Source organism: Planctomycetota bacterium (genome assembly GCA_016872555.1).
In the GTDB taxonomy this organism is placed as follows: domain Bacteria; phylum Planctomycetota; class Planctomycetia; order Pirellulales; family UBA1268; genus F1-20-MAGs016.
Genome location: VGZO01000048.1, coordinates 1 through 21,501, shown reverse-complemented (window position 1 = coordinate 21,501; position 21,501 = coordinate 1). Strand labels below are relative to the sequence as shown.

The window sequence follows — 21,501 nt, the reverse complement described above, 5'->3', positions numbered from 1 at the left end:
TCGGCGTTGTAGACTCGTCGCATGACACAATCCCCGTCCGCCCAGCAGTCGTCGGCCCCCGGCCAGCTCCCTGGGAGCGTGGACCACGCCCGGATCGAGCGCGCCGTCCGGGAGATCCTCCTCGCCGTCGGCGAGGATCCCGACCGCGAGGGCCTGCTGCAGACGCCGGCCCGGGTGGCGCGGATGTACGCCGAGTTGTTCGGCGGCCTCCGCCAGGATCCGCGCGTCCACCTCCGCACGGCGTTCACCGAGAAATACGACGAGCTGGTCCTCGTCCGGGACATCGACTTCCATTCGATGTGCGAGCACCATCTCCTCCCCTTCATGGGCAAGGCCCACATCGGCTATCTCCCCGACGGCCGCGTCCTGGGGCTGAGCAAGCTCGCGCGGATCGTCGAGGTCGTCGCGCGGCGGCCGCAGGTGCAGGAGCGGCTCACGGAGACGATCGCCGACTTGCTCGAGGAGGATCTCGGCGCCAAGGGGGTGGCGGTCGTCGTCGAGGCGACCCACACCTGCATGACGATCCGCGGCGTCCGCAAGCCCGGCAGCCTGTGCGTGACGTCGGCGATGAAGGGCTTGTTCCGCGCCAACGTCTCGAGCCGCGCCGAGGTGCTCGCGCTGATCCACGGGCGCGCGTCGTCATGAGCGATGCCGGCGGCGGCGCGGCGGCCGCGGACGGACGAAAAGGCGAGGCGACGGCACGATGAACCTGCTGGTCGACTTCCTCCTCCGCACCGGCTTCGGGATGGCACTCGGGCTGGTGCTGACGCCGGCCGCCGCGGTGCCGGCGGGATTCTTCCGCGTCAACCTCCTGGTGATCATGGGAGGGGCGACGTTCGCGGCGCTGGCCCTGGCCGGCGCCGGGGCGGAGTGGCTCCTTCCCGCGGCCGCGGCGGTGATCGCCTGGATCGGCGGGATCCTCTGGCTCGCCGGTCGCACGCGCGGCGGCATCGTCGCCTGCCTGGCGTGCATGAAGCTCCTGGCGACGGCGACCCTGCTCCGCGGAGGGTGGACGGAGGGACCGGTGGCCCTCGTCTCGGGGGCCCTCGTCGGCCTCACGCTCCACGCCATGCTCCTCGGCCACTGGTACCTCAACGCCCCGGGGATGCGCGTCGACGTCCTCCGCCGGATGATCGACGTCGCCCTCGTCGCCTGGGGGATCGAGGCGTGCGTGGCCCTCCCCGGCCTGCTCGGGATGCTCGCCACCGTCTCCTCGTCGCAGCCGCCCGATCGGGCCACGCTGGCGCTCGAGGCTTTGCGCGGGATCGGTGGGATCGTCGGCCTGCCGGTGCTCCTGGTGATGAGCCGGCAGACGCTCGCCATCCCCAATACCCAAAGCGCCACCGGAATCCTCTACGTCGCCTGCCTGGCGGCGATCACCGGCGACCTCGCCGCCCGGCTCCTGGCGCTGCCGACCGCGGTCGCGTGAGCGGTCGGGCCCCTTCCGTGCGGTCGTCCGGGGCCCAGGCCCCCGGGAGGGGAGCGCAGGCCGGGGGCCGACGCCCTGCTACGATCGCCGTATGCGTGTCGCCTACACCTGCCCTTCGTGCCATGCCGCCGTCGTCGCCGACGTGCCGGAGCCCCTGGGCCCGATCGGTTGCCCGGCGTGCGGCGGCCGGCTCGTGCCACCGGCCGATGCTGTCGTCGGCGGCAGCGCCGATGGCCTGGCGCAGGTCTCGCGCTGCCTGGTCTGCCCGAGCGCCGATCTTTTCGTGCGCAAGGATTTCCCCCAGCGGCTCGGCGTCGGGATCGTCGTCGCCGGGCTGGCGGGGAGCTGCCTCGCCTGGGCGTGGCGCGACATGTGGCTGACGTTCGCGATCCTGTTCGGCACGGCGCTGGTCGACGTCGTGCTGTTCTTCGTCGTCCCCGACTGCCTCGCCTGCTACCGCTGCGGGGCCCGCTACCGGGGTGCCGGCCGGGGCCGGTTCGGAGGGTTCGACCTCGAGACCCACGAACGGCACCGGCAAACCGTGGCCCGGCTCCGCGAGGGGGCACGCCAGCCCGCTCCCCGGGAATCCCCGCGCCCCTGACGTTCGCCCCCCGGCAGCCCCATGGACCTCGAGCGGCAACGGATCGCGGAAGATCTCCGGGGCGTGGTCGCCGGCGAGGTGCTCTGCGACGCCCCGGCGCGGAGCCTCTACGCCACCGACGCGAGCCTGTTCGAGGTCTGGCCGCTGGCGGTCGTCAAGCCGCGCTCCACCGCCGACGTCGCCGCCACGGTCCGCTGGGCGGCGGAGAACGGCGTGCCGGTCCATCCCCGCGGGGCGGGCACGAGCCTCTGTGGTGGGGCGCTGGGGCCCGGCGTCGTTATCGACTGCTCGGCGCACCTGCGGCGGGTCGTCTACACCGGCGCCGACACGATCCGCGTCCAGGCCGGCGTCGTCGCCGGCCACCTCGAACAGCACCTCGCCCGGGTCGGCCGCTGCTTCGGCCCCGATCCCCCCAACCCGTGGGTGACGACGGTCGGCGGGATGATCGGCCGCGACGTCTCCGGCAGCCGGCTGCCGCGCCACGGCTCCGTGCGGTCCCGGCTCCGTGCCGCCGAAGTGGTTCTCGCCGACGGCACGATCGTCGAATTCACGCCGGTCGGCGAAGCTGCCGCCGCGGCGGCCACGGAGGGGCCGGCGGCTCTGGCCGCCGGGGTGGCGCGGGTGATCGCCGGATCGCGCGCGGTGATCGAGCGCGACCAGCCGGCCGGGCGCCGGTCGCACGGCGGCTACCGGCTCGCCGACGTGGTGCACGACGGCGTCGTCGACCTGCCGCGGCTGCTGGGAGGGGCGGAGGGAACGCTCGGGATCGTCACCGAGGCGACGCTGGCGACGGCTGTGGCCGATCCGGGGAGTGCCGTGGCGCTGGTGCTGTTCGAGTCGCTCGACGCCGCCGCGCGGGCCGCGCTGCGGCTGGCACCGCTCGGGCCGAGTGCCTGCGACCTGTTCGACAAGCGCCACCTGGCGCTGGCCCGCGACGCGCGCGTGGCCTTCGAGTTGCTCATCCCCCCGGTCGCCGACGCGGGGCTGCTGGTGGAGTTCTCCGCGCCCGATCCGCGCGCGGCCGCGGGCCGGCTCGAGGAGGCGATCCGCCTCGTCGACGGGCCGCGGAAGCTGTGCATCGACGTCCGCCGCGCCGAGGACGCCGCCGACGTCGCGCTGTTCTGGGATCTGTCCCGGCAGGTGGTGTCGACGCTCCACGGGGTCCGCGGCGCGGAGCGGCCCGTGCCGTTCGTCGAGGACATCGTCGTCCCGCCGGCGGAGCTGCCGGAGTTCCTCCGCCGGATGCAGGCGCTGCTCAAGCAGCATGCCGCCACGGTGATGCTGTTCGGCCACGCGGCGCACGGCCAGCTCCATGTCCGGCCGTTCGTCGATCCACGCGCCCCGCAGCGCCTCGTGCCGCTCGCCGAGGCGCTGTACGCCGAGGTCTTCGCGCTCGGCGGCACCGTCGGCGGCGAGCAGGGGCTGGGCCTGTCGCGGACGCCGTTTTTCCGCCACGGGTTCCCCGAGCTGGCCGCGGTCGGCGACCGGATCAAGGCGCTGTTCGACCCCTCGGGAATCATGAACCCGGGGCGCGTCGCGGGCCCGGCGGCGGAGGCATTTCCGTTCCGCACGCTCCCCGATCCGGCGGCCGGTCCGCCGCCGGCCGCCACGGCGGCGGCGCTGCCGGTGCTCTCGTGGAGCGCCGCCGACCTGCTCGCGGAGGTCGAGGCCTGCAACGGCTGCGGGAGCTGCCGTGGCGAGTCGCCGCTGCAGCGGATGTGCCCGCGCTTCCGCGAGCATCCCGGTGAGGAGGCCTCGCCGCGCGCCAAGGCGAACCTGCTGGCGGCGATCGTCTCCGGGCGCGTCGACAAGCGCACCGTGGCAGGGGAGGCGGTGTCGGCGATCGCCGATACCTGCTTCCACTGCCACCAGTGCACCAGCGGGTGCGCCGCCGGTGTCGACATCCCGGCACTGGTCACGGAGATCCGCGGGGCCCACGTCGCCGCCAACGGCCTCGGCGTCACCGATTGGCTGCTGTCGCGGATCGACGGCGTGTCGGCCCTCGGCGGCCGGATGGCGCCGCTGGCCAACGCGCTGCTCGAGAGCCCGCGGGCCCGCTGGCTGGCGGAGAAGCTCCTCGGCATCGCGATGGGGCGGAAGCTGCCGCCGTTCACCGGCAACCGCACGCTCCGCTGGGCGGCGGGGCGCGGGCTGACGCGCCCCTCGCGCCGCGGCGGGCCGCGCGTGCTGTTGTTCCTCGACACCTTCGCCCGCCGCCACGATCCGGAGCTCGCCGAGGCACTGGTGGCGCTGCTCGAGCGGAGCGGCGTCGGGGTGTTCGTCGATCCCCGGCAGGTGTCGGCCGGGATGCCGCTGATCGCCGCCGGCGACGTCGCCGCGGCGCGGCGGGTGGCGACGCGGAACGTGCGGATCCTCGCCGAGGCGGTCCGCCTCGGCTACCGGATCGTGTGCCCCGAGCCGGCCGCGGTGACCTGCATCCGCCACGACTACCCGCGGCTCGTCGACGACGAGGACACGCAGCGCGTCGTCGCCGCCACCTGCGACGCGGCGACGTTCCTCTGGGAACTGCACCGCGACGGGCGGCTCCCGGCCCCGGTCCGTCCGCTGGCGCAGCGCGTCCTGTACCACGCCCCGTGCCATGTGCGCGTCGCCGGCGTGGCCAGCCCCGCCGAGCAGCTCCTCCGCCTCGTGCCCGGCCTGTCGGTCGACGCCACCGACCGCGGCTGCTCGGGGATGGCCGGCACCTTCGGCCTCGCCCGCCGCCACTACCGGACGAGCCTGCGGATCGGCCGCGGGCTGTTGGCCGCCGTCCGCTCCGGGACGGTCGACATCGGCGCTACCGACTGCTCCGCCTGCCGGATACAAATGGAGCAGTCGACGCCGAAGCCGACCGTCCACCCGGTGAAGCTCCTGGCCCGCGCGTGCGGCGTCGTCTCCGATGACGGCCCGTCGGGTCGGTCCTGATCGGGGCACGGCGCCCAACCCGCAGCCAGCGATGCCCCAGCCCGCCACGCCCCTCGAGTCCGCCGCCGCGCCCGAGGCCGGGCCGACGGTCGTCGTCGAACTGTTCGCCGGCATCGCCGCCGCCGCCGGCTGCCGCCGTGTCGCCATCCCCTGGACCGACGGCGACGTCGGCGCGCTGCGCCGTGCCCTCGAACGGCGCTACCCGGCGCTGGCGCCGTTGCTCGCCCGCAGCGCCTTCGCCCACGGCGATCGGTATGCGGCCGACGACGAGCGCGTCGCCCCCGGCGCGACGGTGGCGGTGATTCCGCCGGTAAGCGGAGGCTGACATGGCAGCGCGAGGGACTGCGGAGCCGATCCCGGCCGCCACGGGGGCGCGGCTCCACGTCCGGCTCGCCGCCGTGCCGCTCGTGGTCGACGCCGTCCGCGCCCTCGTCGCCGACCCGGGCGCCGGGGCGACGGTCGTGATGGTCGGCTCGACGCGCGAGGCGACCGGAGCCGAGTTGACCGCGGCGCTCCACTACGAGGCCCACGAGGCCCTCGCCCAGCGCCTCCTCGAGGGGATCCTCGCGGCCGCGGCCGCCGCCCACTCGCTCGCCGCCGCGGCCGTCGAGCACCGCCTCGGCCGGGTCGCCGTCGGCGAGGCGAGCATCGTCGTCGCGGTCGCCGCCGCGCACCGCAGCGCCGCGTTCGCGGCCGCCGAGTGGATCGTCGACGAGGTGAAGCGCACGGTGCCGATCTGGAAGTGCGACGAGGCCCCCGACGGCAGCCGGCGCTGGGCCCATCCCGGCGACCTCCGCGCCGTCGTCGCCGGGGAGGTTCGATGAGCGTGCCGGCGCCGGCCGCGACCGCGGGGCTCGTCGACGCTTTCGGCCGCGTCCACACCGACCTGCGCGTCAGCGTCACCGACCACTGCAATCTGCGCTGCAGCTACTGCATGCCACTCGACGCCCGGTTCCGGCCGGCGGCCGAGCTGCTCAGCTTCGCCGAGATCGAGCGCGTGGTGCGCGTCGCATCCGAGTTGGGGATCCGCACGCTGCGCCTCACCGGCGGCGAGCCGCTCCTGCGGCCGGGGATGCCGGAATTGGTCGAACGCCTCGTGGGGATCGCCGGGATCGAGGAGGTCGCCCTGTCGACCAACGGCCTGCTCCTCGCCGATCAGGCCGCGGCCCTCGCCGCCGCCGGCCTCGCCCGGCTCAACGTCAGCCTCGACGCCCTCGATCCGCAGGTGTTCGCCGCCGTCGCCAGGCGCCCCGGGTTGGAACGCGTCCTCGAGGGGTTGGCCGCGGCGCGCCGCGCCGGCTTTCGCGACATCTGCATCAACGCCGTCTCGATCCGCGGGCTCACCGAAGGGGAGATCGTGCCGTTGGCCAGGCACTGCCGCGCCGCCGGGCTGCACCTGCGGTTCATCGAGTTCATGCCGCTCGACGGCGAGTCGGCTTGGTCGGGGGCGCAGGTCCTCGGCGGTGCCGAAGTCCGCGCCATCCTGGCGCGCGAGTTCGGCGCGCTCGAGCCCCTCCCGGCCGGCGATCCCGGCCAGCCCGCGGTCGACTACCGCTATCCCGACGGGGGGACGGTCGGGTTCATCGACCCGGTCAGCGCTCCGTTCTGCGGGCGCTGCGACCGCCTCCGGCTCACCGCCGACGGCCAGTTCCGCAACTGCCTGTTCTCGACGACCGAATGGGACGCCCGTGCCGTCCTCCGCGCGGCGCACCCGCCGGCCGACGAAGCCGCGCTCCTCGCCACGCTGCTCCGCGACTGCGTCGCGGCGAAGCGCGCCGCCCATGGCATCGGCACGCCGTCGTTCGCCCGCCCCGAGCGCGCGATGTACCAGATCGGAGGCTGAGATGACCTCCCCGCCGCGCCGCTACCTCGACAACGCCGCGACCGGCTGGCCGAAGCCGCCGGAGGTGGTCGCGGCCATCGTCCGGGCGATGACCGAGGTCGGGGCGACCGCCGGGCGCGGCGCCTACCGCTCGGCACTCGAGGCGACGGCGCTCCGCGACCGTGCCCGCCGCGCCGTGTCGGGGCTGCTCGGCGCCGATCCGGCGCGCGTCGTGCTCTCCACCGGGGCGACGGTGGCGCTCAACGTCGCCTTCCACGGCCTGCTCCAGCCCGGCGACCATGTCGTCGCCACGGCCGCCGACCACAACGCCACCCTCCGGCCGCTCGAATGGCTCCGCGCCCGGGGGATCATCGACCTGTCGATCGTCCCCTGCGACGGCTCCGGCCGCGTCGACCCGCGCGCCGTCCGGCTGGCGTGGCGGCCGGCGACGCGACTCCTCTCCTCGAGCCTGGTGTCGAACGTCACCGGCGTGCGCCAGGATCTCGCGGCGCTGTCGCGCGTCGTCCGCGAGCACGACGGCCTGTTCGTCGTCGACGCCGCGCAGGGGGCGGGGCTCGTGCCCCTCGACGAGATCGCCGCGGTGGCCGACGTCGTCGCCGCCGCCGGACACAAGTGGCTCCAGGGCCCCGGCGGCACCGGCTGGCTGTGGGTCCGCGAGGGCCTGGAGCCGGAAGCGCTCGTCCAGGGGGGCACGGGGACGGCGAGCACCTGCCTCGACATGCCCGGGGCGCTCGTCGAGCGCCTCGAGGCGGGCAGCCCCGACGTGCCGGCGCTGGCGGGCTTGGCGGCGGGGATCGAGTGGCTCGCGCGTCACGGCACCGCGGCGGTCGCGGGCCACGCCCGGGCGCTGGCGGCGGCGGCCGCGGAGCGGCTGGCGGCGCTCCCCGGCGTGCGCGTCGTCGCGGTGCCCGACGGGGCGCCGATTGTGAGCTTCACCGTCGCCGACTATCATCCCGCCGATGTCGCCGCGCTGCTCGAGCAGATCGCCGGCGTCGAGGCCCGGGCGGGTTTCCACTGTGCGGCCCTCGTCCACCGCCACCTCGGCACCGCCGACGGCGGGACGGTGCGCGTCAGCTTCGGGCCGTTCAACGGACCGGCCGACGTCGCCGCGGTGGTCGGTGCGGTGGCCGCGGTGGTCGGTGCGGCGGGCGACGGGCACGACGACGGGATCTCCCTCACGAGGCCGGCATGGCAGACATGAAACGCGAGGCGGCGGAGCCGTGGTACGCGGGGGGGCTGCGCTTCCGCTGCACGCAGTGCGGCGATTGCTGCACCGGCGCCGAGGGCTACGTGTGGGTCAACCAGGAGGAGATCGACGCGATGGCGCGGCGCTTGTCGTTGACCAGCGTTGAGTTCGAGGCCCGCCACGTGTACCGCGTCGGGATCCGCCGCTCGCTCAAGGAGCGCCCCGGCGGCGACTGCGTGCTCCTCGACGCGACGACGCGGAAGTGCACCGCCTACGAGGAGCGGCCGCGGCAGTGCCGGACCTGGCCGTTTTGGGACTCGAACCTCCGCACCCCCGACGACTGGGCCGACGCCGCCGCCGCCTGCCCGGGGTGCAACCATGGGCAGCTCGTGCCCCTCGAGACGATCCGCGAGCAGGCGGCGAAAATCCGGCTGTAACTTTCGGTGGACAAAGCCCTCCGTGGCCTTTGTCCACTCAGGCGACCGCGGGAAACGCCGAGGGTTTCCCTGGTCGCCGTCGGCCGCATCCAGCGGCCGATCACTTTTTCCACGGGCTGCGAGCAGCACGGTCATCGTCGGGTGGCCGGCCAACGGGAGAGCCGCGATGCGCGCACGACGGGTGGGAGCAACGGTCGGGTTGGCGTGGGCACTCGTCTGGTGGGGTGCGGCAGCCGCCGACGACGAGCCGGCGCGGCCCCTCGGCGGCCACCTGCTGACGCCCTTTGCCGCCGATGTCGACCCCGCCGCGGTGTTGCCTGAGTATCCGCGGCCGCAGCTGGCCCGCCCGGAGTGGCAGAACCTCAACGGCCACTGGGACTACTGCATCCGCCCCCGCGCCGTCGGCGACGCGGCCGGGTTCGTCGCCGAGGGCACGATCCTCGTCCCGTTTCCGGTCGAGTCGGCGCTGAGCGGCGTCCGCCGGACCGTCGGGGCGGGGCGCGAGGTGGTGTACCGGCGGAGCTTCTCGGTGCCGGAGGCGTGGAGCGGCCGCCGCGTGCTCCTCCACTTCGGCGCCGTCGATTGGGAAGCGCGCGTGTTCGTCGACGGGGCCGAGGTCGGCAGCCACCGCGGCGGCTACGACCCGTTCTCGTTCGACATCACGGCGCTCCTCGCCGCCCGGCCGGGGGCGGCCCACGAGCTGACCGTCGTCGTCCACGACCCGACCGACGCCGGGCCGCAGCCGCGCGGCAAGCAGCTCTCCAAGCCGGAGGGGATCTGGTACACGCCGGTGACCGGGATCTGGCAGACGGTGTGGCTCGAACCGGTCCCGGCGGAGCGGATCGAGCGCGTCCGGGTCGATCCCGACCTCCCCGGCAGCCGCGCGCGGGTGACCGTCGGCCTCGCCGGCGGCGGTGCCGCGGGGCGGCGCGTGCGCCTCGTGGCGGGGGGCGGGCGGTGGCGCGCCGAGGGGCCGGCCAACGCCCCGCTCGACCTGGCCGTGCCCGGATTCACCCCCTGGTCCCCCGAGACTCCGGCGCTCGAAGACCTCACCGTCGAGCTCCTCGACGGCCAGCGCGTCGTCGACTCCGTGGCGAGCTGGTTCGGGATGCGCTCCGTGGCCCTCGGCCGCGACGCCAACGGCATGGTCCGGATCCTCCTCAACGGCACGCCGACGTTCCTGTTCGGCCCGCTCGACCAGGGCTGGTGGCCCGACGGCCTCTCCACCGCGCCGACCGACGCGGCGCTGCGCTCCGACCTCGAGGTCACGCGCCGCCTCGGCTTCAACCTCGTCCGCAAGCACGTCAAGGTCGAGCCGGCGCGGTGGTATCACCACTGCGACCGGCTCGGGCTGCTCGTCTGGCAGGACATGCCCAGCGGCGATGCCAACCAGCCCTGGCCGCGCGACGGCACCGAGGGGACGCGCTCGGCCGAATCGACGGCGATCTTCGCCCGCGAGCTCGACGCCCTGCTGACGGCACGCGGCGGCGACACCTGCATCGTCGCCTGGGTGCCGTTCAACGAGGGGTGGGGCCAGGCCGAGACGGTGCGCTGGACGCGCTTCGTCAAGGAGCGCGACCCGGGCCGCCTGGTGATCTCGGCCAGCGGCGGCAACGACTTCGGCGTCGGCGACGTCCGCGACATCCACTTCTACCCGCAGCCCGAGTTTCCCCCGGCTGAGGACCGCCGCGCCAGCGTGCTCGGGGAGTATGGCGGTCTCGGCCTGCCGCTGGCCGGCCACACCTGGCAGGGGGAGAAGAACTGGGGCTACCGGCAGTTCGCCGACCGGGCCACGCTCCAGGAGACCTACCTCAAATACCTCGACGCGCTCCGCCCGATGGTCGAATCGCACCTCGCCGCCGCCGTCTACACGCAGACGACCGACGTCGAGATCGAGGTCAACGGCCTGATGACCTACGACCGCGAGGTGGTCAAGTTCGACGCCGACACGCTCGCCGCCGCCCACCGCCGCCTGCGATCCGCGTCCGCCGTGCTCACGCCGCGGCAGCGCGTGGCCGCGGCGGTGCTCGCCTGGTGGCGCTTCGAGGAGGGAACGCCGGGGGAGCCGCTGCCGTTCGACCGCGAAGCCCGCGACGGTGTCGCCGTCCGCGACTCCGGCGCCCACCGCAACCACCTCTACGCCTACGGCCGCGACAACGCGCCGCTGGCCGGTGTGGCCGTGCCCGCCGCCACCGTCCCGCAGCCGGGGGTCGCCAACCGCGGCGTCCTCGACGACTCGGCGGCGCTGGTCGCCGGGCTGACGCGCGACCTGTACACCGACCCGGGCCGCTCGCAGACCCACATGGACGCCGTCGACTCGTTTCCGTTCACGTCGTTCACGATCGAGCTGTCGGTCCGTCCGGTGGAGATCGGCCCGGTGCAGACGCTGCTCGGCAAGGACGGCCGGCCGACCGGGGCGCCGGCGGCGCCGTTCCAGCTGTTTCTCGCGCCCGACGGCCGCCCGACGGTCGAGCTGGTCGACTCGTCGGGGGCGATCCGCAGCCTCGTCGGGGCCGCGCCGCTCCCGGTGGGGGAGTGGCGGCACCTCGCCGTCGTCAGCGACGGCGCCGTCCTGCGGCTGTTCGTCGGCGCCGGCACCGGCTACGCGCCGGCGGGCGAATGCGAGATCCGGGGCGGGATCGTCCCCGGCTTCGGCACCTGGACGGTTGGCCGCGGGTTCGACGCGGGGAAGCTGGCGCGCGACGCCCGGGCCCTGATCGACGAGGTCCGGATCAGCACCCGCAGCCTGCCGGTCGAGAGTCTGCTGTGGAGCCCGAGTGCCGAGTGAGACTCGACGGCGTCGTCAGATGATTCCGCCGTGGGTGCGGAATGGCGTCATGTGCGACGGCTGGTCGAGAAACCAGATCCGTTCCCATTCGTCGGCGATCGCGCGGAGGTCTTCGGAGGTGAAGATCAGCTGCTGGGCCCGGCGGATCGGATCGCCGGAGTAGATCGGGATCAGGCATCCCGTCGTCGTCGCGAGGAGCAGGGCGGCGACGACGAGCAGGCCGGGCGACAGGCGCGTGCGCGCCGTCGACCCCGCTCCCCCCGATACGCGCCGGGCACCGTGGACACGTGCACCCCGACTGCCCTCGGAACGGTTCATCGTCCTGTCCTCCATGACCGTTGACGAGCCGGTGTGTAGCGGAAGGGGACTCCCCTCCACCAGCCCGACCTACGCCATCCCGAACCACCGTGCTGCCTGATCGCGGGAAGTGGCCTCATGCCCTCCCGTCGTCGCGGCCTTCCGAATCGACCCCGTTTGCCACCGCAGTCCCGTGCTCAGGTCCCGCCCTCGCGGGGCGGCGGAGCGGTGTCGGCTGCCCGGACATCGGTGGGATGGCCTGCGGCGAAACCTGTGGTCGCCGCCCCGCCCTCCGCCACCGCCGTGTCGAGCTGCCTGACGCGTTCCTCCATCTCCTTGCCCGGTTTGAACGTCACCACGTGCTTGGCCTGGACCGGCACGCGGGCCCCCGTGCGGGGGTTGCGGGCCATCCGGGCCTTGCGCTGCTTGATCTGGAACACGCCGAAGTTCCGCAGTTCGATCCGGCCGTCACGCACCAGGGTCTCGATCAGGGCATCGAAGGTCTTCTGGACCAGTTTCTTGGTGCGTAGCTGGGGGAGGTCGATCTGTTCGGCGATCGAACGGACGATGTCTTTCTTGGTCACGGCCGGGGCGCTCCCGTGTCACCGCCGTTCCGGAACCGCCCGAGAGGGGGGGAAGCGGGGGGAAACCCGTGGAAAATCGCCAGAAGCCTATTGTTTTCAAAGAGTTTTGTCAAAGTTCACCGCGCCGTCGGCCGCCTGGCCACGACCCGGTCTCACCTCTTCATTCGGCGTTACGACCGACAAACTTGAACTGATCGGTGCGACCGGTGCGGACGACCGCCGCGGGGCGTCGTTGCGGGGGCGACATGGGGCCCGACTGGCTACACTCCGGAGGCGTCCGGTCCGGGGTGAACCCGGGCAGTGCCTTTCCGGCCCGGTGTCGCCCGCTGGCCGTGCCCCGCTCCGTACCCCGCCCCGCCGCCGACCCGCCGCCATGGTTCCCCCCGCCGGGTCCCCTCCCGCCGCCTCGGCAGTCGATCTCGGCGTGGCGCTCGGCCGGCTGCGGCTCCCCAACCCGATCCTCGTCGCCTCCGGCACGTTCGGCTACGGCCGTGAGCTGGCGGCGCTGGTCGACCAGGCGCGGCTTGGCGGGGTGATCCCCAAGACGATCACTCCGCTGCCGCGCCGCGGCAACGCCCCGTGGCGGACCGTGGAGACGGCCGCCGGGCTGCTCAACTCGATCGGCCTCGACAACGACGGCGTCGAGGCGTTCGTCGCCCGCCAGTTGCCCTGGCTGGCGGCCTGCGGCGCGCCGGTGATCGTGAGCGTGGCCGGGGCGACCGCCGGCGAGTTCGTGGCGCTGGCGCGGCGCCTCGACGGGGTCGCGGGGATCGCCGCCCTCGAGCTCAACATCTCCTGTCCCAACGTCAGCCACGGCGTCGACCTCGGCACCGACCCGGCCGCCTGCCGGGCCGTCGTCGCCGGCGTCCGCGAGGCCACGAGCCTGCCGGTGCTCGCCAAGCTGACCCCCAACGTCACCGATATCGTCGCCGTCGCCCGCGCCGCCCGCGACGGCGGGGCCGACGCCGTCAGCCTCGTCAACACCCTCCAGGGAATCGCGGTCGACTGGCGGCGCCGGAGGCCGCTGCTCGGCAACGTCGTCGGTGGCCTGAGCGGCCCGGCGATCAAGCCGGTGGCGCTGCGCTGCGTGCACCAGGTGCACCGCGCCGTCGGCCTGCCGATCGTAGGCATCGGCGGCATCATGTCGATCGACGACGTGATGGAGTTCCTCGTCGCCGGCGCCAGCGCCGTCCAGATCGGCACCGCCAACTTCGCCGACCCGACGGCCTCGATCCGCCTCCTCGACGCCCTCCCCGGCGCATTGGCCGAGCTCGGTGCGCGCCATGTCGCCGAGGTCGTCGGCTCCCTCCGCCTGCCGGCCGCCCCCGCCCCCTGCCCGGCCCCCGTCCCCGAGGACGCCCCCGATGCCCGCTGAGTCGACCGCCGCGCCCGCGCCCCCCGTCCGCGTCCTCTCCGGCATCCAGCCGACGGGGCGCTTCCACTGGGGCAACTACTTCGGCGCGATCCGGCAGTACATCGAGCTGCAGACCGCCGACGACGCGTTCTATTTCATCGCCGACCTCCACGCCCTGACCACCGTCCGCGAGCCGGCCCGGCTGCGGCAGCTCGTCCACGACGCCGCCGTCGACCTCATCGCCCTCGGGCTCGACCCCGACCGGGCGACGCTGTTCGTGCAGTCGGACGTGCCCGAGGTCACCGAGCTGACCTGGCTGCTCTTGACCGTGACGCCGATGGGCCTGCTCGAGCGCTGCCACGCCTACAAAGACAAGAAGACGCGCGGGCTGGCGGCCGACGCGGGCTTGTTCACCTACCCGGTCCTGATGAGCGCCGACATCCTCGCCTACGACGCCACCGTCGTCCCCGTCGGCGAGGACCAGGTCCAGCACGTCGAGGTCTGCCGCGACCTCGCCGGCACCTTCAACCATCTCTACGGCGACGTGTTCACGCTGCCGCGGGCCCGGCTCGTCGAGGCGGGGGCCCGCGTCCCAGGCACCGACGGCCAGAAGATGAGCAAGAGCTACGACAACACGATCGACGTCTTCGAGGACCTCGCCGTCCAGAAGAAGAAGATCATGCGGATCACCACCGATTCGCGCCCCATGGACCAGCCGAAGGAGCCGGACGGCGACCACCTCTTCGACCTGTTCGCGCTGGTCGCCGATCCCGCCGAGCGCGAGGCGATGGCGGCGCTCTACCGCCGCGGCGGGTTCGGCTACGGCGAGGTGAAGAAGGCGCTCGTCGACGCCGCCGCCCGCCACTTCGCCGCGGCGCGGCAGCGCCGCGATGAGCTGGAGCGCGATCCGGGGCGGATCGAGGCGATCCTCGCCGCCGGGGCGCGGCACGCGCGGGCGCAGGCCGGGGCGGTGCTCGACCGGGCCCGGCGCGCCTGCGGCCTGGGGCGGGGCGGGGCCGGGGCAGCGCCGCCGCGGGGGGAAGTATGAACGTCCTCGGGATCGGCACCGACATCACCGAGTGCCTGCGGATCGCGCAGATGATCGAGCGCCATGGCGAGCTGTTCGTCGGCCGTGTCTACACCCCCGCCGAGATCGACTACTGCCGCAGCCGCAAGCTCGCCACGCAGCACTTCGCCGGCCGCTGGGCCGCCAAGGAGGCGGTCCTCAAGGCGCTTGGCACCGGCTGGCGGCGCGGGATCAGCTGGCGCGACATCGAGGTCACGGCCGGCCCCGGCGGCCGCCCGCACACGGCGCTCTCCGGCGGCGCCGGCGACGTGGCGGCGCGCCTCGGGATCCGCTGTGTCCTGGTGAGCATCTCCCACTGCCGCAGCCACGCCACGGCGATGGCCGTCGCGCTCGACGAGCAGCCGACGACGTTCGCCGGCCCGCCGCCGTGGCTGGCGTAGGCGGCGCCGTCAGCCGGCGAATGGGGCGAGGGTGGCGACGCCCCCCTCCATCGTCAGCGCCGACAGCGGCGTGCCCTCGGCCACGGGCGTGACGCCGTCGCGCCGCGTGAGCGTGAGCTTGGTGTGGCCGGCGAGCTGGGCGGCCAGTTCGCGCTCGAGCTCCTTGCGGCGCGGCTCGGGGAGCTTGGCGAAGGCCTCGCGGCCCCGGCACTTGGGAAACGCCCGGCAGCCGAGCCACGGCCCGCGCTTGCCGTCGCGGAGGTTCATCATCTCGCCGCACTTCGAGCAGGCGATGTCGGTCACCAGCGGCGGTGGCGCGGGAAACTTGAGGTTCCCCTTGCGGTCGAGGTTGAGGATGAACGGCGGCGGTTCGGCGGCCGCCTCGGTGGCCTTCTTCCCCTTCGGCCGCGGCGGCCGCGGCTTGTCTTCGACGAGGAAGTCGCCGAACCGTCCCGTGCGCTTGACCATCGGCACGCCGGCCGGCGAGAGGAGGTCGATCTGCTCCGGGAGCAGCGGCCGGCGCTGGCGGTCGACCGGCATCGCGAACGTGCAGGCGGGCTTCTCCTTCAGCTTCGCCACGCGGGCCGGCTTCGCCCCCTTGCGCGCCGGCTTCGCCGCCGCGGCCGGGGCCTCGACGATCTTCTCGTTGTAGCCGGAGCAGGAGAGAAACTCCCCCTTGCCGCCGAGCCGGTACTCGAGCCGGCGGCCGCATTCCGGGCAGGCGTAGGGGGAGGGATCCGACTTGGCCTTCTCGTGGGCCTGCGTCATCGCCTCGTCGAGCTTCGGGCAAAGCTCGTCGTGGAACTCGTGGAGCATCTCCGTCCACTTCTTCGTGCCCTGCGCCACCTGGTCGAGCTCACGCTCGATCTCGCGCGTGTAGCCGATCTCGATGAATTGGTCGCGGAATCCCCGCTTCAGAAACCCCGTCACCGCCTCGCCGATCGCCGTCGCGTGGAACCGCCGGTCGGTTTGGGTGACGTAGCCGCGGTTCTCGATGACGTTGATGATGCTGGCGTAGGTCGAGGGGCGGCCGATCCCCTCCTCCTCCATCTTCTTGACGAGCGTCGCCTCGGTGTAGCGCGGCGGCGGCGCCTGGAACTTCTGCCGCGGCTCGATCGCCAGTGGCGCCAGGCTGGCCCCCTTGTCGAACGCCGGCAGCACCTGGTCGCCGTCGTCGCGCGGCGTGCCGCTGACGGCGTAGAAGCCGTCGAAGCGCAGCACGCGCCCCGTGGCCTTGAACACCGCCCCGGTGTCGCGGTCGCCGCGCCGCATCCGGACCGCGGTCGAGTCCCACTCGGCGTCGGTCGACTGGCAGGCGACGAAGCACTGCCAGATCAGCCGGTACAGCCGGTTCTGCTCGTCCGAGAGCGCCGCCGCGATCCGGTCGGGGTCGCGGAAGGCGTCGGTCGGCCGGATCGCCTCGTGGGCTTCCTGGGCGCTCTCGTTGGAGCTGGCGTACATCCGCGGCTTCTCCGGCACGTAGGCCGAGCCGTGCTTCTCGTCGAGGTACCGCCGCGCCATCTCGACCGCCTCGCGCGAGAGGTTGGTCGAGTCGGTGCGCATGTAGGTGATCAGGCCGACCCGGCCCTCACCGGGGATGTCGATCCCCTCGTAGAGCTGCTGGGCGATCCGCATCGTCCGGTCGGTCGACATCCCCAGCCGGCTCGACGCGGCCTGCTGGAGGGTGCTGGTGATGAACGGCGGAAACGGCCGCGACCGGGTGCGCGTGACGTCGATCGACTCGACGGTGTAGCGGGCGGCGGGATCGGGGCGGCCGACGAGGCGGACGACGTTGCGGCCGCGCCCCTTGGCCGATTCGTCGGTCTCGCGCACGACCTCGATCGCCGTCAGCCCGGCCGCCTCGGCGGCGGCCCGCGCTTCGCCGGCGATGTCGACGTCGTCGGTGCTCTCGGCCTCGATCTTCACCGGCCGGCCGCCGACCTCGACGAGGTCGCAGGTCAAGCTCCGCTGATCGGCGAGCCAGGCCATCCGCTCGCGCACCAGCGGCGGCCGGCCGCGCTCGTCGCGCTTGGCCATGAACGCGTTCCACTGCTCGTGGAGCCGCGGCCCCGCGGCGACGTCGAACGTCATCAGCCCGGTGATCTCCCACGACTCGGCCGGCGTGAAGGCGCGGATCTCCTGCTCGCGCTCGACCACGATCCGCGTCGCCACGCTCTGCACGCGCCCCGCGGAGAGGCCTCCGGCGACCTTCTTCCAGAGGATCGGCGACACCCGGTAGCCGACGATCCGGTCGACGATCCGCCGCGCCTGCTGGGCCTCGACGCGCGGCATGTTGATCGCCCGGGGTGCCTGGAAGGCGCGCTGGACCTCGGCCTTGGTGATCGCGTCGAACGTCACGCGCTTGGCGCGGGCGGGATCGACCCCGAGGACCTGCGTGAGGTGCCAGGCGATCGCCTCCCCCTCGCGGTCGAGGTCGGTGGCGAACCAGACGTCGCTGGCCCCCTTGGCGAGCTTGCGGAGCTCGGTCACGGTGCGCGTCTTGTCGCTGTCGATCTCGTAGGTGGGGGTGAAGTCGTGGTCGAGGTCGACGCCCGGGACCGGCTGCTTCGAGCCCTTGGGCGCCTTGCTCGGCAGGTCGCGGATGTGCCCGATCGACGCCTTCACGACGAAGCCCGGGCCGAGGTACTTCTCGATCGTCTTCGCCTTGGCGGGGCTCTCGACGATCACGAGTTGGTAATCGCCGGTGGGCGGGCGGACGGCGTCGTCGCCGGCCCCGGAAGCACGGCGCCGGGTCGGGAAAGGTTTCTTGGCCATGGCAGGGGATGGGGAGAGGGGGTGGGGATCCCCTGGGGCACGGTTCCGGGATTGGCGCCCGGAGGGGCCGACCTACAATCGTCGGCCTGTTTGGAGGGCTCCGACAGCGTTACCCTGCCCTCTCTTCCCTTGTCAAGCCTCGGCGGTGTTCCAGCCGGGGTGGAGCCCTCGTCGTATGGCCCTGCCGCTCAAGAGTTTCCGGAAACACCAGCACTGGATGCTGGTGTGCCTGGCGATCATGGCGATGATCGCCTTCTTCGTCCTGCCCCCGTTCCTCCAGATGGGGGCCGGCGACGGCAGCCCGAGGGGCGAGGCGGTGGCGGCGACCTGGTCGGGGGGCACGGTCCACATCGGCGACCTCCAGCGGATGCTGGGGATGAACATCGCCACCAACCAGTTCCTCGGGATGGCCGCGGCCGCCGCCGGGCGCGACCCACGGCAGATGCCTGACTTCGCCCCGCTCGACGAGCGGCAGATCCTCCAGCGGATGGTGGTCGTCGAGGAGGCGAAGCGCAACGGCATCGACCTCAGCGACGACGCGGTCAATCGCTTCCTCCGCGAGTGGACCGGCGACCGGGTACGCCCCGAGCAATTCGCGCAGATCATGTCGCGGCTCCGGATCGGCGACATGCCCGTCAACGAGCGCGACCTGTTCGACGCCGTGCGGCGCGAGCTGATCGCGCGGACGCAGTTCGGGCTCTTCGAGCGCAGCCTGGGAAGCGATCCGCCGGGCTGGCGCTGGGACTCCTTCCGGCGGCTCCGCCAAGAGGCGACCGTCGAGCTGGTAACCGTGCCCGTGGAGAGCGTCGCCGACGCCGTGGCGCTCCCCGACGCCGCGAAGCTGAAGTCGTTTTTCTCCACCTACCGCGACGCCTTCCCGCGGGCACGGAGCGCCGACCCGGGGTTTCGGCAGCCGCGCCGCGTGCGCTACGAATACCTGATGGCGAAGCGCGAGACGTTCGAGAACGAGGAGAAGGCGAAAGTCACCGACGACGAGATCGCCGCCTACTACGAGAAGAACAAGACGACGCTGTTCCGTGCCCGCCCCGCCGCGAGCGTGCCCTCCACCGAGGCCACGCCCCCCGCGGCGCCGGAGGCCGCGCCGCCCGCCGCCGCTCCCGAGGCGACCCCGCCGGCCGCGCCCGCCGAGCCGGCGCCCGCTGCAGAACCCGCGCCGGCCGTGCCCGCCGCCGACGCGCCGGCCGCCGAACCGGCCGCCGCCGACAAGCCGGCCGAGCCACCGGCCGACGCCCCCGCTCCGCCGGAGAGCGCCGGCGTGCAGCCGCGCCGCCTCCGCGCCGTCACCGTGGCGTTCCGCCAAGAGAGTGCCCCGGCCGCCGCTGCTGATGAGAAGCCCGCCGCGGATCCTGCGCCTGCTGATGAGAAGCCCGCCGCGGATCCTGCGCCTGCTGATGAGAAGCCCGCCGCGGATCCTGCGCCTGCTGATGAGAAGCCCGCCGCGGATCCTGCGCCTGCTGTGCCCGCAGCGGCCCCCACCGCGCCTCCAGCCGAGCCGGCCCCCGCGGCTGCCGAGCCGGCTCCTGCCGCCCCGGCGCCGGCGGCGACCGAGACCGCGCCCGACGCGGCGCAGTTCGAGCCGCTCGACAAGGTCCGCGAGCGGATCGTCGAGACGCTGGCCCGGCAGAAAGCCGCCGACCGGATCGACACGCTCTTCAAGCTGATCGTCAGCGACCTCGCAGGCTACTCCCAGGATCGGGCGCTGTGGCAGGCCCAGGGGGGCAGTGCCGCGGCGGCGCCCGTTCCCCCCGATATCGACGCGATCGCCGTCCGCCAGGGCCTCGAGGCGGGGCGCTCCGACGGGCCGTTGGCGGCGGCCGCGGCCGTCGAGGCGGGCGGCCCGGCGCGGAGCTTCGAGATCGTCCCCGATCCGTCCAATCGCTTCGGCCGCCGCGACATCGGCTGGCTCGACATGATGTACGGCCCCGACACGGGGCTCTACCGGGCGATGACCAGCCGCGATTTCGAGGGCAACCGCTTTATCTCCTGGAAGACGGCCGACGAGCCCGACTACGTTCCGGAGTTCGACGAGGTCCGCCCCGAGGTGGAGCGCGCCTGGCGGATCGTCGAGGGGCGTGGGCTGGCGAAGCAGAAGGCCGAGGGGCTCGCCGAGAAGGCCCGGGCCGCCGGCAAGCCGCTCGCCGAGGTATTCGCGGGCGACAGCGCCGCGACCGTCTCCACCGTCGGTCCGTTCACCTGGCTCGAAGACACGTTCACCGGCGGCCAACCGACGCTCTCGCAGCCCGAGGGAGTGTCGATGCCGGGAGAGGAGTTCATGAGCGCGGTCCACGGCCTCGAGCCGGGGCAGGTGACGATCGCCTTCAACGAGCCGCGGACGGTCTGCTACGTGATCCGGCTGGTGTCGGTGGCCCCGGCAGAGGATGCCCTCCGCGAGGCGTTCGTCGCCGCCCGCAACGACCAGCGCTCGATCGCGATGGTCGCCCAGGACCAGTTGTTCCGTGCCTCCGACGCCTGGATCCGCGGGCTGGAGGAGCGCTACCGGCTGAACGTCAAGCTCCCCGAGCGGCGCTAGTGGACCGTCGGCCTGCGGGCGGTGCGCATTCCACGGACGCCCCGATTGATGGCCCCTCATAGACGCGTGTACACTCAGGGGCGTTCCGGCTGCCTGGGGCGTTTCCCGCGCGCGGAGGTCGGCGATGGATCCGTTTCGCATCTACGAAGAGCTGCGCGAGAGCCTCGGCGAGGCGGCGGCCCGTTCGTTGGCGGCGACGCTCGGCTCGATGTTCGACGAGCTGCGGGAGACGGTGACGAAAGACGACCTCCGCTCGCTCCGCGATGCGATCGACGCTGACCTGGCCCGCGTGTCGGGAACGCTCGTCAGTTTGGCCGATGCCCAGCGCCGCACCGATGAGCGGGTCGCGGAGTTGGCCGAGGCACAGGGGCGCACGGAAGCCAGGATCGCGGAGCTGGCCGAAGCCCAGCGCCGCACCGACGAGCGGGTCGGTGAATTGGCCGAAGCCCAGCGCCGCACCGATGAGCGGGTCGGTGAATTGGCCGAAGCCCAGCGCCGCACCGACGAGCGGGTCGGTGAATTGGCCGTGGCCCAGCGCCGCACCGATGAGCGGGTCGGTGAATTGGCCGAGGCCCAGAAGCGGACCGAGGAAACGCTCCAGCGCCTCTCGGTCCGCGTCGACAAGGTCGTCGGCGATTGCTTCGAGCAGAAGTTCCGCGACCGGCTGCCGGCCTATCTCGGATTGTTTCTCCGCCGTGCCCGTCTCGTCGACATCGGCGAGCTCATCGACCGGATCGAGTCGCGCGTGACCGACAGCGAGCTCACCGACCTGCTCCGGGCCGACGCGATCGCCTCGGGGGTGATCGGCGGCGAAGGGTTTCATCTGGTGATCGAGGCCTCGGTGACGGCCGACGCTGAAGACGTGATCCGCGCGAAGCGTCGGGCCGGTGTCCTCGAAAAGGCGGGGCTGCGGGTGATTCCGCTCGTCGCCTGCGAGGGGGCCGCGGAGGTCACGCGCCGCCAGGCGCGCGACGCCGATGTCCGGCTGTGGATCGACGGCGTCGCCGCCGACGCCGCGTAACGGCCTGTCGCTGCGGAAGGCAGGCGGCGATCGCGCCTTAGCCAGGGGAGCGAGACGGGGCCCTGCCGCCGGTTTTCCGCCGCGATTTTCCCGGGAGAAACAGCCTTTTTTCCCAGGCGGACCAAGCGGCGGTGTTGGTTTTCAAGGGGGGCATGGTGCAGGTCATGTTTCCCAAGAAGGCAGTTCCAGGAGAGAGGGATGTCACGGAGCCAGGGTCGCCAGCCGAGGCCCCCACATCTCATC

General features: G+C 73.4%; 18 protein-coding genes. 15 read left to right on the top strand and 3 right to left on the bottom strand.

The genetic code is table 11. From position 1 onward, the window contains the following. Positions 1-21 precede the first annotated feature (21 nt). The 10 genes from folE (at position 22) to FJ309_14020 (ending at position 11,209) form a co-directional block, all read left to right on the top strand. A complete protein-coding gene (gene folE, locus FJ309_14065) occupies positions 22-645 on the top strand; it encodes a GTP cyclohydrolase I FolE (protein MBM3955718.1) in 624 nt (207 codons plus the stop codon). A 58-nt stretch (positions 646-703) separates the two neighbouring features. Continuing rightward, positions 704-1,429, top strand: a complete 726-nt coding sequence (locus FJ309_14060; protein MBM3955717.1) for a hypothetical protein — start codon at positions 704-706, stop codon at positions 1,427-1,429. Between the two features lie 91 nt (positions 1,430-1,520). Further along, entirely contained in the window at positions 1,521-2,030 is a 510-nt protein-coding gene (locus tag FJ309_14055) for a hypothetical protein (protein ID MBM3955716.1), read from the top strand. 21 nt (positions 2,031-2,051) lie between these two features. Further along, the gene (locus FJ309_14050; GenBank protein ID MBM3955715.1) at positions 2,052-4,955 is read left to right on the top strand and encodes an FAD-binding protein; all 2,904 of its coding nucleotides are present in this window, start codon (positions 2,052-2,054) and stop codon (positions 4,953-4,955) included. Beyond that, complete coding sequence (locus tag FJ309_14045; protein MBM3955714.1) at positions 4,930-5,280, top strand: MoaD/ThiS family protein; 351 nt, start codon at positions 4,930-4,932, stop codon at positions 5,278-5,280. The genes FJ309_14050 and FJ309_14045 overlap by 26 nt, the downstream gene beginning before the upstream one ends. A 1-nt stretch (position 5,281) precedes the next feature. After that, positions 5,282-5,779 (top strand): molybdenum cofactor biosynthesis protein MoaE, encoded by a 498-nt coding sequence (locus FJ309_14040; GenBank protein ID MBM3955713.1) that lies wholly within the window; start codon positions 5,282-5,284, stop codon positions 5,777-5,779. Further along, the gene (moaA, locus tag FJ309_14035) at positions 5,776-6,798 is read left to right on the top strand and encodes a GTP 3',8-cyclase MoaA (GenBank protein ID MBM3955712.1); all 1,023 of its coding nucleotides are present in this window, start codon (positions 5,776-5,778) and stop codon (positions 6,796-6,798) included. Before FJ309_14040 ends, moaA begins: the two co-directional genes overlap by 4 nt. After that, positions 6,737-7,999 (top strand): aminotransferase class V-fold PLP-dependent enzyme, encoded by a 1,263-nt coding sequence (locus tag FJ309_14030; protein MBM3955711.1) that lies wholly within the window; start codon positions 6,737-6,739, stop codon positions 7,997-7,999. The genes moaA and FJ309_14030 overlap by 62 nt, the downstream gene beginning before the upstream one ends. Then, positions 7,987-8,421 carry a YkgJ family cysteine cluster protein gene (locus FJ309_14025; protein MBM3955710.1) on the top strand — a complete coding sequence of 145 codons (435 nt, stop codon included), beginning with the start codon at positions 7,987-7,989 and terminating at the stop codon, positions 8,419-8,421. Before FJ309_14030 ends, FJ309_14025 begins: the two co-directional genes overlap by 13 nt. A 166-nt stretch (positions 8,422-8,587) precedes the next feature. Next, positions 8,588-11,209 carry a hypothetical protein gene (locus tag FJ309_14020; GenBank protein MBM3955709.1) on the top strand — a complete coding sequence of 874 codons (2,622 nt, stop codon included), beginning with the start codon at positions 8,588-8,590 and terminating at the stop codon, positions 11,207-11,209. Positions 11,210-11,224: 15 nt separating this feature from the next. On the opposite strand, the gene FJ309_14015 is transcribed toward FJ309_14020, so the two are convergent. After that, positions 11,225-11,440: a hypothetical protein gene (locus tag FJ309_14015; protein MBM3955708.1), complete on the bottom strand. Its 216-nt coding sequence runs from the start codon at positions 11,438-11,440 to the stop codon at positions 11,225-11,227. A gap of 263 nt (positions 11,441-11,703) precedes the next feature. Further along, a complete protein-coding gene (locus FJ309_14010; GenBank protein ID MBM3955707.1) occupies positions 11,704-12,090 on the bottom strand; it encodes an integration host factor subunit beta in 387 nt (128 codons plus the stop codon). A gap of 373 nt (positions 12,091-12,463) precedes the next feature. On the opposite strand from FJ309_14010, the gene FJ309_14005 reads away from it, so the two are divergent. Genes FJ309_14005 through acpS form a run of 3 tightly spaced genes read left to right on the top strand, consistent with a single transcriptional unit; the run spans position 12,464 to position 14,911 of the window. Then, positions 12,464-13,465 (top strand): dihydroorotate dehydrogenase, encoded by a 1,002-nt coding sequence (locus FJ309_14005; GenBank protein MBM3955706.1) that lies wholly within the window; start codon positions 12,464-12,466, stop codon positions 13,463-13,465. Next, complete coding sequence (gene trpS, locus FJ309_14000) at positions 13,455-14,492, top strand: tryptophan--tRNA ligase (protein ID MBM3955705.1); 1,038 nt, start codon at positions 13,455-13,457, stop codon at positions 14,490-14,492. Before FJ309_14005 ends, trpS begins: the two co-directional genes overlap by 11 nt. Next, a complete protein-coding gene (gene acpS, locus FJ309_13995) occupies positions 14,489-14,911 on the top strand; it encodes a holo-[acyl-carrier-protein] synthase (GenBank protein ID MBM3955704.1) in 423 nt (140 codons plus the stop codon). The genes trpS and acpS overlap by 4 nt, the downstream gene beginning before the upstream one ends. Before the next feature lie 9 nt (positions 14,912-14,920). Here the strand turns inward: acpS and FJ309_13990 are convergent, their stop codons facing one another. After that, the gene (locus FJ309_13990) at positions 14,921-17,686 is read right to left on the bottom strand and encodes a DNA topoisomerase I (GenBank protein MBM3955703.1); all 2,766 of its coding nucleotides are present in this window, start codon (positions 17,684-17,686) and stop codon (positions 14,921-14,923) included. A 175-nt stretch (positions 17,687-17,861) separates the two neighbouring features. Here FJ309_13990 and FJ309_13985 point away from each other — a divergent pair, with 175 nt between their 5' ends. Next, positions 17,862-20,237, top strand: coding sequence for a hypothetical protein (locus FJ309_13985; protein ID MBM3955702.1), 2,376 nt, complete (start codon positions 17,862-17,864; stop codon positions 20,235-20,237). 124 nt (positions 20,238-20,361) lie between these two features. Next, on the top strand, positions 20,362-21,258 hold the full coding sequence (locus FJ309_13980) for a hypothetical protein (GenBank protein ID MBM3955701.1): 897 nt from the start codon (positions 20,362-20,364) through the stop codon (positions 21,256-21,258). Positions 21,259-21,501 lie beyond the last annotated feature (243 nt).

Bases quoted from the DNA above. Each gene is read 5' to 3' on its own strand.
- folE (MBM3955718.1), top strand. From the start codon at position 22: ATGACACAATCCCCGTCCGCCCAGCAGTCGTCGGCCCCCGGCCAGCTC.
- FJ309_14060 (MBM3955717.1), top strand. From the start codon at position 704: ATGAACCTGCTGGTCGACTTCCTCCTCCGCACCGGCTTCGGGATGGCA.
- FJ309_14055 (MBM3955716.1), top strand. From the start codon at position 1,521: ATGCGTGTCGCCTACACCTGCCCTTCGTGCCATGCCGCCGTCGTCGCC.
- FJ309_14050 (MBM3955715.1), top strand. From the start codon at position 2,052: ATGGACCTCGAGCGGCAACGGATCGCGGAAGATCTCCGGGGCGTGGTC.
- FJ309_14045 (MBM3955714.1), top strand. From the start codon at position 4,930: ATGACGGCCCGTCGGGTCGGTCCTGATCGGGGCACGGCGCCCAACCCG.
- FJ309_14040 (MBM3955713.1), top strand. From the start codon at position 5,282: ATGGCAGCGCGAGGGACTGCGGAGCCGATCCCGGCCGCCACGGGGGCG.
- moaA (MBM3955712.1), top strand. From the start codon at position 5,776: ATGAGCGTGCCGGCGCCGGCCGCGACCGCGGGGCTCGTCGACGCTTTC.
- FJ309_14030 (MBM3955711.1), top strand. From the start codon at position 6,737: ATGGCATCGGCACGCCGTCGTTCGCCCGCCCCGAGCGCGCGATGTACC.
- FJ309_14025 (MBM3955710.1), top strand. From the start codon at position 7,987: ATGGCAGACATGAAACGCGAGGCGGCGGAGCCGTGGTACGCGGGGGGG.
- FJ309_14020 (MBM3955709.1), top strand. From the start codon at position 8,588: ATGCGCGCACGACGGGTGGGAGCAACGGTCGGGTTGGCGTGGGCACTC.
- FJ309_14005 (MBM3955706.1), top strand. From the start codon at position 12,464: ATGGTTCCCCCCGCCGGGTCCCCTCCCGCCGCCTCGGCAGTCGATCTC.
- trpS (MBM3955705.1), top strand. From the start codon at position 13,455: ATGCCCGCTGAGTCGACCGCCGCGCCCGCGCCCCCCGTCCGCGTCCTC.
- acpS (MBM3955704.1), top strand. From the start codon at position 14,489: ATGAACGTCCTCGGGATCGGCACCGACATCACCGAGTGCCTGCGGATC.
- FJ309_13990 (MBM3955703.1), bottom strand. From the start codon at position 17,686: ATGGCCAAGAAACCTTTCCCGACCCGGCGCCGTGCTTCCGGGGCCGGC.
- FJ309_13985 (MBM3955702.1), top strand. From the start codon at position 17,862: ATGGCCCTGCCGCTCAAGAGTTTCCGGAAACACCAGCACTGGATGCTG.
- FJ309_13980 (MBM3955701.1), top strand. From the start codon at position 20,362: ATGGATCCGTTTCGCATCTACGAAGAGCTGCGCGAGAGCCTCGGCGAG.